Origin of the sequence: Pelagibacterium sp. (assembly GCF_048264985.1) — a bacterium.
GTDB lineage: Bacteria > Pseudomonadota > Alphaproteobacteria > Rhizobiales > Devosiaceae > Pelagibacterium.
The window spans coordinates 1,015,724-1,029,987 of the sequence record NZ_JBLXCL010000001.1 but is presented as its reverse complement, the minus strand read 5'-3'; the positions used below and the strand labels follow the sequence as shown (position 1 = coordinate 1,029,987).

The following is a 14,264-nucleotide window of genomic DNA, read 5'->3' as shown; positions in this document are numbered from 1 at the left end:
GGCCAAATTGCGGTTTGCCGCGCCCAGTTCAAGTCTGTTGCCGTGCCTGACGTGCGGCAGGGAGCTGAAGTGTTGCCCGAAGGCCACCCAGTTCCGAACGTGCAAGTGTCAGATTGCCCCCGTAAATATCGACGAGTTCCTTGACGATATCGAGTCCCAGCCCGCTGCCCGGCGTTTTTTCGTCCAATCTGACCCCTCGGCGCAACACTTGGTCGGCTTCAGCCTCAGTCAGACCCGGCCCATCGTCTTCAACGACGATCTCGACGCTCCGGTTCCCAGAAATCCCCGATTCTCGGGCCGAAAGGCGAACTTCCGAGCGGGCCCATTTGCAACCATTATCCAAGAGATTGCCCGCCATCTCTTCCAGATCGCCCTCATCGCCCCGAAACCATGGCACGCTGGAAGGCAGATCAATGGCAAGATCGCATTGCTTGTTGAGCTTGCCCATGACGCGGCCGAGCCGTTCGAGAATGGTCCGCGTGTCCGCCCTCTTGCCGACCACGCTCGAGCGCGCAGCTAGCCGCGCCTTGTCGAGATAGGTCGACACGATCCGACTCATATTGTCGATTTCCTCAAGCACGGCAGCGGCCAGCGGGGTCGCGCCACCATCCGCTTCATTACGCAATACGGCCAATGGCGTTTTCAGCCCGTGCGCCAGATTGCCGACCTGCGCGCGCGAACGTTCGACAATTTGCGTGTTGGAGCGCAACAGTTCATTGAGTTCATCGGCCAGCGGCGCGATTTCTTGAGGAAAACTACCTTCGACGCTGGGCTTTTCGCCTTCACGCACTGCCTCGATAGCCTCGCGCAACCGCTCGATAGGCTTTAGCGCAAAGCGGGCGATCATGCCGCTCATTGCGGCCAGGATCAGGCCGACCACGGCCAGGACAATTATCGCCTGTCCGCGAAATGCAGCAGCCCGCACTTCAACGTCGGAGTAGTTTCCAGTCACAGTAATCAGATAGCGGCCGAGATTTTCCAGTGTTACCCAACGCTGGACGGCCCGCAAAGTCTGGTCCCCGTAATCATCGGCGATCATTGCCGAACGCGAACCGGACTCGTTGAATACGCCGACGATGTCAGGCAGCACCGAGCCCACCATTGAGGGCGAAAAGTTCACCAGCGTGCCCGCTTCGTTGCGGATCTGCCAATACCAACCCGAGGTTGGGCGCGAAAATCGAGCATCTGCCAAACCGATTTCGTTTGCCGCCGCCGATTCGAGCTCGAGTGTCTGGCCTACCAGTGAAGAGATCTGGATATCGAGACTTTCGGTAAGGTCGCGATCCAGGGCCTGGGAGTAGAGCTCCGTCAGCAGAAACGCCGTCGCTACGAGCGCAACGATCAGCCAGCCGGCCGATAGCCAGAACAGCCGAAAGGCTATTGAACCCTTGTTCATCGGACCTGTGAGCGCCCGAGAGACAGGGCGGCAACCGGATTTGGGAGGATGCTGATCACGGCTCAATCCGCCAGGATCTGATAACCGAGCCCGCGGATGGTCTGGATCAGCTCTTCAGGCAATTTCTTGCGCAGCCGCCCCACGAACACTTCAATGGTGTTGGAATCGCGGTCGAAATCCTGGTCGTAAAGGTGTTCGGTCAGCTCTGTGCGCGAGATCACCTTGCCCTTGTGCATCATCAGATAGGCCAACAGTCGGAACTCATGGCTGGTCAGCTTAATCGCCTGCCCGTCCACAGTCACCCGGCCGGCCTTGGTGTCGAGCCGCACGGTGCCGGCGGTGATTTCGTTGGAGGCATGGCCCGCCGCCCGGCGCACGAGAGCGCGCAGCCGCGCAAGCACTTCTTCCATGTGGAAAGGCTTTGCCACGTAGTCATCAGCGCCCGCGTCGATGCCCTGCACCTTGTCGCTCCAGCGATCGCGCGCCGTCAATAGAAGAACCGGCATCATGCGGTTTTCCCGGCGCCAGGCCTCAAGCACCGAAATCCCGTCCATCCGCGGCAGTCCTATATCGAGCACAACTGCGTCATAGGGCTCGGTATCGCCCAGGAAGTGGCCTTCCTCGCCATCGGTCGCGCTGTCGCAGACATAGCCGGCGTCGGTCAGCGCTTCACAAATTTGCCTGTTGAGGTTTTCGTCGTCTTCGACAACAAGAATACGCATGGTCTCGCCCCGCCCGCGTTGGACTATTGTGCACTCAATGTCAGATTGCGCGCCTGCCCCGACGCCTCAAGCACTGCAAGCACATAGACCAGCGCCCCGCTCTGTTCGCAAACCTTGACGCTCAGCACTTCTGTCGAAGGGTCGATCCCTTCGCGCGAAAGCACTGCGGCTACCGGCTGGATGCGCCCCTCGGCAAGCGCCGATTGGATCGTGGAATTGTCCCAGCATGCTTCCTGTGCCACGGCAGGCACAACGCCTAGCGGGAGAGAAAGGCTAAGAGCCAGAGCCAGCGATGTGAGTCGGGACATGAATATGTTGGTCATATCCCGACTATTACCGTCACTTTGCTGAACTGCAAATGAATGCTTCGCCCAAAATGTGGCGAAATGGCCTAGACTTTGCCCAGATCGGCCTTCAGCCCGCGCCGCAGAAAAATCACTGCGAGGGCTTCCATAATCATTTGTGGCCCGGAATACTCGCCGAACATCGGAATGCCGAACCCAACGCTTTGCGCTATGCCGACAAGCAGCATCAGCGCGCCAATGATATAGGTCTTATGGCCGTCGAAAACGTTCATTTCTTCAATATCCTTTGTGGTTTGGGATGGTGGTTGCAGCGCAGTCGCAGCAAGGGACGCAGCGCGAATATCGGAGACCCGCCGCGTCCAACCGCGTCCGAAAGACGCCCAGCTTGAAAGGCGCTGCAGGAAACCGATCCGTTGGTCGCATAGTGCATCGATCAGCACGCGCGGGTCGCGCTCTGAGACAGCGGCGAGTGTAAGCGGCCCGACAAACCCATCCGGGGCTGTTCCCACCAATGCCTGCAGCACCCGGACAGCTCGATCTGGCCCTGAATTGACTGCATAATCGAACACAGCGAGATCCAGGCCAGCCGGCAGCGATCCGGCTTTGCATCGCTCCCAGTATAGCGCCTTGTAGATCGCCGCAGCCTCGGTACGACCGAGCGCGACAACCTCAGACTTTTCCAGTGCCCACCAAGGCGCGATGCCGCGCCAGCGAGCCAGGGTCTTTCGGGTTATTCCCATACTTGTTGCCCCACCCGGATCGGAGGGATGATCGGCATAGCCGCCCTCATGTTCGAGAATCTTGGCAAGGCAAAGCGTCCAGCGCGAAGCCGGCATGATGGTTCTCCTGAAATTGAAATCAGCCGTTGTCCGAAAACGACAACTCGATCCAGTCGCCGCCCCGCCTGACCAGCATCAAACTGTCATCGAAGGCGTCGAGCAGGCGATCGCCACCCAGCTTTAGGTTACCGGTTCCATCCTTGAACGTCAGAACATTGCCCGAAGTGCCTGTAACGATCAGAACAGCGCCGTCGAACCCGCCTGCAATGGTGTCGACCTCGTCAGCGGTGCCGCTTTCAGGTGCCGGCACCACATAGCCCGTTGCAGCGTTCAAGATGCCACCCGCAATGCCCGGAAAGCTCACCGCGCACCCTGCAAAGCTGGCGAACCCTACAAATCCAGTCGATGTCTCGAGCGTCATCGCAGTTTTGAAACTCGCCCCATCTTCGCTGACCTTGAAGGCAAAATCGTCACTGCCTGAAAGCCCGATTTCGGCGCGGCCCGACCAGCCTGCCTGAAAAATCACGGTCGCGCTGTCGCTCTGTGTTTCCTTGTTCAGCGTCAGCCTCACATTGCCATTGCCGCCTTCACCGGCAGGAATGGCTGTAAACAAAGCTGCTTCCGAACGCACGGCCAGTCTGTTGGTGCTATCGGCATCGGTGCCGATCCCGACCAAATTCAATCCATTGAAAAGCGGCACCCAGTTGGGGGGTTTGTAGACCACGGGCTGCGCGCCCGAGATGTCCCAGCCGAGCCAACCGTTTTCGGGTTGGACAAAACGCCAACCGCCGGCGCTCCAGGCCGCAATTTTACCGTCTTTCCCAGACCAGGCTCCCCCCGCCTCCGCCGCGATGCCGTAAGTTGCGCCGGGCTGCGGATCAGCCGGTGGTTCCGTCTGAGCCAAGGCTGCAAGCCGGATATGCACCAACGCGTCGAGCAACAGCAGCGCCTCATTATGCGTCACGTGCTTTTGCGCCTGTTCCGAAGCGATCAGCGGCAGATCCAGCCGTGCTGTAAGACTCATGGATACTCTCCCTTTGCGGCCAGTCCGGCGCCAAGCACCTGGCTCACCTGTTGAATTGTGAAGCTGAACGCAGTCGGCAGTGGGCCGAAATCGGCAATCTGATCCGCGCTCGGATAGATCCAGCGGGGTGCGGACACGGTTTCGGTCCGCACCACCGTTTCACTGCTGAAAATAGTGATCCGATAATGTTCGGGCGACACTGCAAGCGCGATGTCTCCATACGTCCAGCCATTGCCGCCCACCCTGCCTCGCCGAAACCAATTCAGTTCGATGTCGCCGGTCGCGCCATTGCGCACCGCATTGAGGTGAACCGGTGCCAGTGGCAGCGCCGCGCCAATATCGAGTTCGACAGTCATCGCTTCGCCCTCGGCATCACGTGGCCCGGCATAGGCAAGGAGCCTGCGCGTATCACCCAGCGCGCTTTGCGGCACAGGCAAGCGCACACAATCTGCATTCACGACCAGCACGCGGCGCCCCGCAGCAGCTTGGCCGACACGAGACCCTTCCTGCCCGCGCAGCAATCGGGTGAGCCGATAGCTCGACACGTCGATCAATTCAGCCTGCTCAAACCCGACAAGCTCCCAATGGCCAGCATCGGTCTCAACGGCCAACCTATTGCTTCCGGCCAGCACTGCCAGAGGTTCAACGGCAGCCAAATGGCCGCTATAGAGTTTCACCGAGACTGCGTTCGCGGCATCCCACAGTCCTGTCGCCCCCTCCGCCAGCGGCTGCGTCAGGACACCAAGTATTCCCGTCGATGTCAGCTTCGCCAACTCGGCGCCGGTTTCGGGGTCACGCAAGCTGATCGGCCCGGGCCAGGGGTCAGACATCGCCGCCGCGACAAGTTGTGTGCTGCCATCCGCCGCCGGCAGATGGGCTATCGTTATGACGGGCTGTGCGGCGATGGGCGGCTTCACTTGGGGCATCCGCCGTTCAATCCGGCTCACGACACCGTTCACTGTCCCGCCATGGGCAGACGCCGACACTTGCCGAACCCGTCCATCGCGTATGGCACCGACACGGAACGGCCCGTCCATCTGCCCTTCTATCGCCACCATGTCCCCAGCCTCGACCGCCAGCATCGATGGCGGCAAGCCAAATTCCAGTCCATCTTCGCCACGCCGCATGGCGCGCAACATGGCCTCAGCTGCGGCGGCGGCATGGGCCGGGTCGAGCACGAGCCCGGTTTCCGCGCCGCCATAGCGCTCGCCTCTAGGAGCCACGGCCAACGCCGTTGCCGTCTGGTAGTCGCGGTCCCTGTCGAAAAAGCTCAGCGTCAACCGCCCGGTTCGCTCGGCGGCGTCCCCCCGCTTGCGCGACAGCATGGGCCCCTGGTCCACGGCGACATCGGCCCGCGTCAACGCATTCACTTTGCGGAGATCGGCGGCGCGCCAGACAATGCCGCTCCTGCCGTCCCGTACCGCCAGCCCAAGGGTTTCGACCAATCCGACCGATGCATCGCGCAGGCTGGTGAGTGCCTCGATCCCCAGCCCATGAACGAGCGGCGCCCGCGTGTCGATCGACTCCACATTCACGCCGAAATCCCTAGCCATCGCGCCAAGGATCTCCCCGGCGCTCGCCGCTCCCAGCCGCCCGTTCAGCCAGTGACCGGTTTCGTAGTTTGCGGCGTCGGACCAGATTTCGGGCAGACCTGGAAACGCCGGATAGGGTCGCGCGTCCCAGCACCAAAGGTAGATGCGGGACGCATCGAGCATCGGCCCTCCGTACAGCTCCGACATGGGATTGTGCCCGCCTGCCGCATGCCAATACTGATGGCAGGCTCGCAACATCTGGCGCTGGATCAGGGGATCGGGCGTCCCGGACGAAAATGGTGGGCGTTTGTCTTCAGCGCTTTTGGGGTCGCCAAACGCATTGGGAGCGTTTGGCCCCTTGTCGACGGCTCCGCACCCCAATTCTGTGAACCAGATCGGCTTGGACCGTGGCACCCAACCTGTCGGTGCTGCACCACGCACACCATCGACACGGTTGTAGTGGCGTTCACCCCAGAAGCTCACCAAATCCTTGTAGCGCCAGATCCAGTCTTCATCGTGCGCGCCATCGGCAATTGGGCTTCGTACCTGCTCTGTCCGGTCCACATCGAAAGCGTAGAACCAGTCGAACCCTTCTCCACCTGCAATATTGGCCTTGAGATAATCGAGATCGTAAATCGAGCCAGCAATTGTAGCATCGGCATGTCCATCGCCGTCCCGCCAGTCGGCCATGGGCATGTAATTGTCGATCCCGATGGCATCGATATCGGGGGCGGCCCACAAGGGGTCGAGGTGAAATATCTTGTCACCAGGCGCGTTGGCGGGCTGGTAACCCGAATATTCAGACCAATCCGCCGCATACGTTATTTGGGTTGCCCCGCCGACGATTGCACGGACGTCGCCCGCCAGCGCGCGCAATGCATCAACGAAGGGAAACCGCGTCGCACCCGACCGCACCCAAGTCAGGTGTCGCATTTCCGAGCCGATCAGCATCGCGTCGACCCCGCCCGTCTGCTGGGCCAGCTCGGCATAGTGCAGGATCATATCGCGATAGCCATTGGCCATGAACGCGTTTACCTGGCTCGTCGCGGCGCTCGTGCCATCGGGCGAACCGGCAACACCCGGCGCCGGATGGCAGGTGATCCGCCCCCGCCAGGGATAGGCTGGCTGGCCCCCATCAAGCGTGTAAGGGTCGATCAGCCCATTGCCCTGCGGCACATCCATCATGACGAACGGATAAAGCGTCACCTTGATGCCGCGCGATTTCAGATCGGCAATCGCTGCCTTGACACTCGCATCCGATGGCGTGCCCCCATAGGCCGGGCCGCCATTGTGCTCGCTGACGCTGTTCACCCCGCCTCGCCCCCTGCCAGCAACCGACCAACTCGTGTCCCGCACTTGCTTTGCGGCGCTGTCGACGCGGGGTTCGACAATGCAATTGCCACATCGCAGATCTGTGCCAAACCAGGCGACCACCAGTCCGACATGTTCGAGATTGGGGCACAGCGCGGTCAACTCATCGATCGAGAGATCCCAATCGGATCGCGCGGCGCTAAGGTGACAGTTTTCCGCATCGGCCCGCCCCGGCCCCAGAATCCGCACCCGCGGCTCAGGGTCGTAGCCGAATTCGGTTGAGCCGGGGATCAGACAGACAGCACGGACGTCGCGCTCCAGGTCGCCGGCCGGACGGCAGATTTCCACCGACAGATTGGGGATGCGGTTTCCGAAAGGGGTCAGATCAAGCCGTTCGAAAACCAGGTAACATATCCCGCGATAGGCTGGCGTCGCGCCTTGGCGTTCAACGATCAACCCATCGCGTTTCTGGCTCTTCGTGCCACGATAAAAGCGGATATCGAGCCCATCAGTTTCAAGTAGCTTGCCATCGGCCCAGATGCGACCGAAATGGGCCACTTCGCCCTCGCAAAGCGCCAGCGCAAAGCTCGCTGCGATGATTTCCTGCTGCTCTCCCGATGCCCCGAACCCCTTGGATCCAGCGCTTTCGGTCGCTATCCGTTCAAGTTCGGTCGCCCAGATGATATTGCCCGAGACCCGGCTCCAACCATAGATGCGCGGTATCGCTCCGCCCTCGCTCGATCCAATCAGCCTGATATCGGAATGGCGTCGCGCTGGAGGTTTCTCGCCAAATATCTGCGCATCGATGGCGCTGCCGGCCAGTGCCCCCAACGCCCTGCCGATGGTCGCCCCGATCGGCCCGCCGATCGCGCCGCCAACCACTTGCCCGGCAAGGGAAAGTGCCAAAGTTGCCATGTGTTCGGTCTTTCAAATGGAAAAAACGTTGATCAGCGTCAGCGCTGGCGATTTCAAAGGCGTGCGGCTGTGCGCGGAATTGCACAGGACGAAACTGTCCCTCACGGAAACCCGAACGCACCGGCCACCCGGCGCGCCCAACTCTCGCCCAGCGCAACCTCGGCCACCCCGATATGTTCTTGTGCGTGCACGAAACGGTCCGGTCCGACCATGATCCCGCAGTGGCGCGCTGGCCGATGCCGCATGAGTCTGAACAGCACCACGTCACCCGCCTCCAGTGGTCCGTCCCGCGCCACCAAGTGTCGGAGCGCGGCCGTTTCCAGCGCATCGCCCGCACCAAGATCGCGCCAGTCGCTGCCATAGGCTGGCACCGGACCAGCCTCGTTGCCGTAAAGCTCACGCCAGATGCCGCGGATCAGCCCAAGGCAATCGGCCCCCGCGCCCCTTCGGCTTGCCTGATGTCGATAGGGCGTCCCGATCCAGGCCCGCGCCAACAGCGCGATGTCAGCGCCCGATCTCATCGCACCACAGCCCGGCCATCCAGCCGATCCTCGGTGCCCGGATAGCGCAACACGAAATCATTGCCCGGAATGTGCGGAAAGCCCTGGAAATTGATGCTATTGGCAAACTTGGCGCCACAGGTCGAAAACCGCTTGTCGCATCCCGCATAGACGGTCAGCGTGTCTCCGATCTCAACCCAATCAGCCACGGGACGGTCGAACCCGAGCGTCGCGCCATCGTGGCGCACAATCGTTTCCTCGATCCCTGCGCGCTTGCCTGTGTCCCAGCGTCCAATACCGTGGGTGAACCAGCCCGCGGCAAATTCCGTTAGCCCGCTCACCAAAACGCTTGTGGCGTCGGGTCTGCCTGAAACGATTGCGGTCGCGCGAAACGTGCCCGTTTCGACGTCTTTTGAGCACCGGCCATCACCCAGCCGTGCGTCGCACATATGCTGATAGAGCCGTCCACGCGGAACGTTCATTGCGTGTTGCCCGGACCGTAACTCGGCTCTGAACACGCCGTCCTCGCGGGTAATCTCGCCAACCGTATCCACCCGGATCAGCTCGCGCTGTGCAATCGACTTCCAGTTGACCCGCCAGCTCTCCACCCGCGCGCCGTCATAGCGGCCCAAAGCAATATCGTCCTCACTGATCGCATCGGAATGGAGCACCCCGAGAACTTCAGCGGTCTCGGCCTGCGCGCCAAGCTTCTGCACGGTCTCCCCGCCATCCAGACCATGCGCCGGATCGAAAATTGTGCCGGAAAATTCCAATCGACCATCATGATCGGTAAAGCCCAATTCAACGCCGTCGGCGCGCGTGATCCGCCAACACCAGCACAACGTTGTCGCGCCGCTTGCGATATGGCCAGCAAACGCCTCGCCAAATTGTCTCATTCGCCGATCACTTCAATAAGAGGAATGGAGGGGGCCAGAGCGGCGTCAAAGCCTGCCATTTCGACGTCGAGCCTGTCGGTGTCGAAGCGGACCGGAACGTCGAAACAAAACCCCGCGGTTACGATTGCGCCGGCCTCGGGCGCGCTCTCCAAGGTCACAGATCCGGTCAGCGGCTCCACAGCAAATGCCCCGACGCTCAATTCAGCGCCATCGATCGCAACGCGCACGCTCGCCGGCTCAGGCTTTGTGATGGGGCGCAGATATGGATCAAAACTCGCCCCGTAATGCTTGACCAACTGGAATGATCTGGTCTCACCGTCTCCGGTCCCGATCCTCTGGTCGCTGGCCATTGTCGTGCCCCCCTCAGGGCTTGAGGAGAAATCGACGGCATCGCGCCACAAGAAGGAATGAAATCGCCCACGGCGCTCCTGGAAAAATGCCAGAACCGTCAGCATATCGGCTCGGGATTTGATCCCGTACCCGGCATTGTAGCGCCGCCGAGCATGCGCCCATCGCAAGTTGCGTTCTTCACGCCCGGAAGCGAGTGTGACCACATCGGTCGCACGCTCGGGCCCACCTTGTGCCCCAAGGGCGATGTCGAGCGGAAACCGCACCTGATGAAATGCCATGCCTAGCTCCCCCGCGTTCCGCGCCGCACAGCGCGCAACAGCATGGCGCTCATTTCTGCTTCGGCCGCTGCAAAGCTGCGCGCGTCGCTGGCCGTGACGTTGAAATTTACAGTCACCGCCTGCCCGCCTCCCGCCGCGACGCCCAGTCGTCCATCGGCCCCGCGCGCAAGCGGCAGTATTGCCTCGGGCCCGGCTTCGCCTGCCAGCCCCCATTGCCCGGGCATGGGGAAATAGGTCGGGCTGGCCAAAACGCCACCCTTGGCGAATGGCTTGACGCTCGCCAGCGCCGGATTGAACCCGGAAAACAGGCTTGAAATGCCTCCCGAAACCATATCGCCCAGTGGTTTCAGCGCCGCCTTGAGCGCGATGTCAGCAAAACTCCGCCCGATATCGGCGAGCAGCGTGCGCAACGAGCGGCCCTCCATGATTGCCGCGCGCAGGCTGCGCGTCAGGGTTGTACCCACCGCATTGCCCAGATCGCCAATACGTTCGAGTTCAATCGAAACATCGCTCATTTCCGCATCGAAACTTTCGCCGAAAATCTCGGTCATTCTCTCTCTCCGTCTGGATGGAGCGCCATCAGCGCGTCCAGGTCATATCGCGCTAAAGCCGCCGCACCCTTGCGACCGGTAACCCCGTCATGCGCTGCCGCCAGTTCCCGCGGCGTCATTGCCCAGAAGGCGCCCGGCGGCAGCCGCATCACACCCAGCCCAAAGGCCATGACCTCGCTCCAGGGAAACCCGTTCATTCGGGTTCACCGAAGGTCGCCTTGAGCAGCCGCACGCAGATCTGTGCAGCGCCACGTAGTCCCCCTTCGATCGAGAGCCGCGCCAGGTCGTCGTCGGTTATCGCGTTGCCCGCCCCACGCAGGCCCGCTCCCAGGATCGCCGTCAGATCACGGGCCGAAACTCGTCCTTCGGCAAAGCGCTCGACCAGCCCATTCAAATCATCGGCCTGAAGGCGCCCTTCGAGTTCTGCCAGCGCGCCCAGGGTCAGGCACAGCGTCTTGCTCTCGCCGCCGATCTCAGCGTCGATTTCTCCGCGTTGCGGATTGGCCATGACATGGCTCCTTGTCGATTTTGGAAGTCGGACGACCTAGAGGGCTGTAAACGCAATTTCTCCGGCGCTTTCCAACGCCAGCTCGAACGTCACCTCGCCCCCATGATCGCCAGCGAATTCGAGCGCTACGATCTGGAACGGGCCTTGAACGGTCCCGAAGCCGGGCAATATCAACTGCCAGTTCCTGATTGTTCCGGCGAAAAACAGGGAACGCACCAGAGCGTCTGAGGTCTTGTCCTTAAATATGCCGGACCCGGACACAGACGCGCGCTTGATCCCCCCGCCCTCGAGCAATTCGCGCCAACGTCCGGCGCTTTCGGCGTCGGTCGTATCCACGCTCGCCGCGTTGAAGGCGAGTTGCTTGGTGCGTAAGCCAGCAACGGTCAAAAAGCTGCCGGCCCCTGTCTCGTCGAGCTTCAAAAGCATGTCCTTGCCGCTTTGGGCCGTCATCTCAATCGTCCTTTGGTTCGGAAAAAAGTCGCAACTCGACCGCCGCACGCGCCCGACCCGTTGCCAGATCGATGGCCGTGGCAGTTCGCACATGACGCCTATGGGTCAAGACATTGTTCTGGGGTGCCAGCATCCCCCTCACCGCAACTCGCTCGATCCTGTCCGCGATCTGCAGCGCTGCGGCACGCGAAGGTTGCGGGCTCCAGCAGTGAACGGTCAGTCGGTGTTCGAGGCCCGGCGTATCGTCACCGTCACGCGGCACCGCATCGTGGCGCAGTATTGTCACATAGGGCGGTCGTTTGCCCTTCGGCGGCGCATCGAAAATCGCACCGGCCCCGATCAGCACTGCCAGCGGCGCATCGTCGGCCCACGCTGAGACCAAGGCGTTTTGAACATCTTCCAAAGCCCGCATCTAGCCCACCATCGCCGTCTCAGAGCACAGGCAGGCGAGGTAGGCTCGCCGCCCGTTCAGATCTTCAGCCTCCACGATCTCCAAGGGCCGTCCGCGATAGACGATACGGTCGCCGGGTCCGATATCTTTTCGGAACCGCAGCACGACGGCATGGGTCGACGTGGCCGCACGCCCATCGCCCTCGCGCATGATCCGCGCCGAGCGCGAGCGCACCCGCGCCCAGACCGATGTGATTGGCAAAAACAGTGTTTCGTGCCCGCCGTCAGGCATGAGCGCCATATCGCGGCGTTGCAATTGCACCCGGTCTCGCAGCGTGCCGACCGGTGGCACCTCGCCCCTCACAGCCGCACCCGGCGATGGCTTGCGACCAGCCGCTCGAACCCGGCCGGCACCGGAGCCCCAGCCCCGCTCACCAGCACGGAATCGCGATTCTCGTACCAATACGCCGCGAGCGTTTTTAGCGCTTGGAGCAAATCGGCCGGCACGTTTTCGGGGTCTGTCGCGAACCCGGCCACATAGTCGATCTCGATCCCCATGCGCGCGCGCAAAACCGGCGCGCCGATGATGGCCCCTGGCAAAATGATCCTTGCGGGGTTGGCCTGCCCATCGGGCAAGACTTGATCGAGATCGATCTGGTGCTCATCACCCGCCGCGTCAAAGCATCGGATTTCACTCACTGCGATCATAGGAGACACCGGCAGCTTTATCGCACGGTCATCGGGCCATTGATCCAGCACCAGCCGCCAGGTCTGGGCGAGCAGCGCCTTGCCTACCAGGCTCTCGACATGAACGCGCGCCGCCACGATCAACGCCTCGATCAACCCATCTTCCGCCTCGTCCTCAACCCGCAAATGGGCCTTCATCTGCACAAGCGAAACCGGCTCCTGGGCGGGACCCGCCAGAAGGTATGATGTCATCTTTGTTCTCTTTGATGTGTTGTGTCGCGCCAACGGCAGCGACCTGCCTCTTCAGGAAAGCCGCTGCCGGAATGGATCAGGGTGTGGCGAGAACGGTGTTGGCCGAGAACCGGAGCGGAGCGTACTTTGGTACGTGAGCACCGGAAGCGCAGGTCAATGCCGGTCGCAGCCCGCCCTCATTCATTCCCCGAATTTGAGGAGCTTGATGGCGTCATAGTCCGCAATACCGCCGCCAACGCGCTTGGTTGTATAGAACAGCACGTAAGGCTTGGCCGAATAGGGATCGCGCAGGATGTTGACGCCCTGCCGGTCGACGATCAGATAGCCGCGCCGGAAATCGCCGAAGGCCACCGAGAGGCTGTCGGAGCCAATATCGGGCATGTCCTCGGCCTCGACCAGCGAAAAGCCCATGAGGCTGGCGCGCCCTTCGGGCGAGGCCGCCGGTTGCCAAAGATAATTGCCCTCGGCATCCTTGAGTTTGCGCATTGCCCCTTGAGTGCGCCGGTTCATGAGCCATGTCGCGTTCTGGCGGTAACCGGCCTTGAGCGCATAGACCAGATCGACAAGGGCGTCGGCCGGATCGCTGGCGCCGAAGCCGCCATCAGCGCCGGTCGCAATGGTGCCAAGCTTCTCCCAGGCCCAGTTTGCTTCATCGACAGTGTCGGCGGTCAAAAAGCCCGAAGGCTTGTTGACCCCGTCACCGAGAACGAACGCCGTCGTTTCCTGCTCGGCGAAGGCCGCGTTGACTTCCTCGGCAATCCACTGGCCCACATCCACCGCCGCGTCGTCCAGAAATGCCTGCGTCGCTGCGGGCATTGCGTAAAGTTCTGTCGTCGGAAATGTCAGCTCATCGATCACCTGGGTATTGGTCTGGGTGCGCGCTGCCGTCTCGCCGACCCAGCCGACCTGCGGACCCGTCACTGTGATAGGCTTTTTATAGACCGAAGAGGAAACTTGCCGTACGCCGCAGATTGCGCGCATGGGCGAAATCGCCGTAAGCAATTTGGCGATTTCGGTTTCGGTCTCCCCTGGCACCAGATAGCCGCCATCGGGGTTTGAGCCAACGGAAAGCGCCTTCTCCTCACCGCGCTTCACATAGGCCGAAAACGCATCCTTGTATTCGTCGCTGGCAACGGCCCTGCCCCCCTCGAGTGCGGGGCGAGCTTTGTCTACAGCCGCCTTCTCGAGAGCCGATTTGTGCCCGTCGAGCACGGTATTGAGCCGGTCGAGCTTGCCTTCGAGCAGGGCATCGGCGCTGCCACGCTTTTCGAGTTCGCCCAACCGCTGATCGTTGGTCGATTTGAACTCCTCGAAGGCGTTCATGAAATCGGCGAACAGGGCGTTCACATCGCCAGCAGGAAGCGCCGCCGCCTTGTTTTCAAGGCGCGGTTCGATAGATTTGGTCATCTCTGGTCCC

At 61.6% G+C, this 14,264-nt stretch carries 17 protein-coding genes; all 17 read right to left on the bottom strand.

Features of this window, described 5'->3' with window-relative positions:
- Positions 1–28 precede the first annotated feature (28 nt).
- The 17 genes from ACN0TA_RS05135 to ACN0TA_RS05055 all read right to left on the bottom strand — a co-directional run bounded on the left by ACN0TA_RS05135 (position 29) and on the right by ACN0TA_RS05055 (position 14,254).
- On the bottom strand, positions 29–1,396 hold the full coding sequence (locus ACN0TA_RS05135; protein ID WP_417580471.1) for an ATP-binding protein: 1,368 nt from the start codon (positions 1,394–1,396) through the stop codon (positions 29–31).
- Positions 1,397–1,458: 62 nt separating this feature from the next.
- Positions 1,459–2,118: a response regulator transcription factor gene (locus ACN0TA_RS05130; protein ID WP_417580469.1), complete on the bottom strand. Its 660-nt coding sequence runs from the start codon at positions 2,116–2,118 to the stop codon at positions 1,459–1,461.
- A gap of 23 nt (positions 2,119–2,141) precedes the next feature.
- Positions 2,142–2,426 (bottom strand): hypothetical protein, encoded by a 285-nt coding sequence (locus ACN0TA_RS05125; RefSeq protein ID WP_417580467.1) that lies wholly within the window; start codon positions 2,424–2,426, stop codon positions 2,142–2,144.
- An 83-nt stretch (positions 2,427–2,509) separates the two neighbouring features.
- The gene (locus ACN0TA_RS05120; protein ID WP_417580465.1) at positions 2,510–3,259 is read right to left on the bottom strand and encodes a glycoside hydrolase family 108 protein; all 750 of its coding nucleotides are present in this window, start codon (positions 3,257–3,259) and stop codon (positions 2,510–2,512) included.
- 22 nt (positions 3,260–3,281) lie between these two features.
- A complete protein-coding gene (locus tag ACN0TA_RS05115; RefSeq protein WP_417580463.1) occupies positions 3,282–4,226 on the bottom strand; it encodes a DUF2793 domain-containing protein in 945 nt (314 codons plus the stop codon).
- On the bottom strand, positions 4,223–7,984 hold the full coding sequence (locus tag ACN0TA_RS05110; RefSeq protein WP_417580461.1) for a baseplate multidomain protein megatron: 3,762 nt from the start codon (positions 7,982–7,984) through the stop codon (positions 4,223–4,225). The genes ACN0TA_RS05115 and ACN0TA_RS05110 overlap by 4 nt, the downstream gene beginning before the upstream one ends.
- A 101-nt stretch (positions 7,985–8,085) precedes the next feature.
- Positions 8,086–8,505 (bottom strand): NlpC/P60 family protein, encoded by a 420-nt coding sequence (locus ACN0TA_RS05105; protein WP_417580459.1) that lies wholly within the window; start codon positions 8,503–8,505, stop codon positions 8,086–8,088.
- Positions 8,502–9,380 (bottom strand): DUF2163 domain-containing protein, encoded by an 879-nt coding sequence (locus ACN0TA_RS05100; protein ID WP_417580457.1) that lies wholly within the window; start codon positions 9,378–9,380, stop codon positions 8,502–8,504. Before ACN0TA_RS05100 ends, ACN0TA_RS05105 begins: the two co-directional genes overlap by 4 nt.
- On the bottom strand, positions 9,377–10,009 hold the full coding sequence (locus ACN0TA_RS05095; RefSeq protein ID WP_417580455.1) for a TIGR02217 family protein: 633 nt from the start codon (positions 10,007–10,009) through the stop codon (positions 9,377–9,379). Before ACN0TA_RS05095 ends, ACN0TA_RS05100 begins: the two co-directional genes overlap by 4 nt.
- Before the next feature lie 2 nt (positions 10,010–10,011).
- The gene (locus tag ACN0TA_RS05090; RefSeq protein ID WP_417580453.1) at positions 10,012–10,560 is read right to left on the bottom strand and encodes a phage tail tape measure protein; all 549 of its coding nucleotides are present in this window, start codon (positions 10,558–10,560) and stop codon (positions 10,012–10,014) included.
- Positions 10,557–10,757, bottom strand: a complete 201-nt coding sequence (locus tag ACN0TA_RS05085) for a rcc01693 family protein (RefSeq protein WP_417580451.1) — start codon at positions 10,755–10,757, stop codon at positions 10,557–10,559. The genes ACN0TA_RS05090 and ACN0TA_RS05085 overlap by 4 nt, the downstream gene beginning before the upstream one ends.
- A complete protein-coding gene (locus tag ACN0TA_RS05080) occupies positions 10,754–11,068 on the bottom strand; it encodes a gene transfer agent family protein (protein ID WP_417580449.1) in 315 nt (104 codons plus the stop codon). The genes ACN0TA_RS05085 and ACN0TA_RS05080 overlap by 4 nt, the downstream gene beginning before the upstream one ends.
- Before the next feature lie 36 nt (positions 11,069–11,104).
- Positions 11,105–11,518 carry a phage major tail protein, TP901-1 family gene (locus ACN0TA_RS05075; RefSeq protein ID WP_417580447.1) on the bottom strand — a complete coding sequence of 138 codons (414 nt, stop codon included), beginning with the start codon at positions 11,516–11,518 and terminating at the stop codon, positions 11,105–11,107.
- Between the two features lies 1 nt (position 11,519).
- Entirely contained in the window at positions 11,520–11,930 is a 411-nt protein-coding gene (locus tag ACN0TA_RS05070) for a DUF3168 domain-containing protein (RefSeq protein ID WP_417580445.1), read from the bottom strand.
- Positions 11,931–12,260 (bottom strand): phage head closure protein, encoded by a 330-nt coding sequence (locus tag ACN0TA_RS05065; RefSeq protein ID WP_417580443.1) that lies wholly within the window; start codon positions 12,258–12,260, stop codon positions 11,931–11,933. It abuts the gene before it with no gap.
- A gap of 8 nt (positions 12,261–12,268) precedes the next feature.
- Positions 12,269–12,847 (bottom strand): head-tail connector protein, encoded by a 579-nt coding sequence (locus tag ACN0TA_RS05060; RefSeq protein WP_417580441.1) that lies wholly within the window; start codon positions 12,845–12,847, stop codon positions 12,269–12,271.
- Between the two features lie 180 nt (positions 12,848–13,027).
- Positions 13,028–14,254, bottom strand: coding sequence for a phage major capsid protein (locus tag ACN0TA_RS05055; RefSeq protein WP_417580439.1), 1,227 nt, complete (start codon positions 14,252–14,254; stop codon positions 13,028–13,030).
- Positions 14,255–14,264 lie beyond the last annotated feature (10 nt).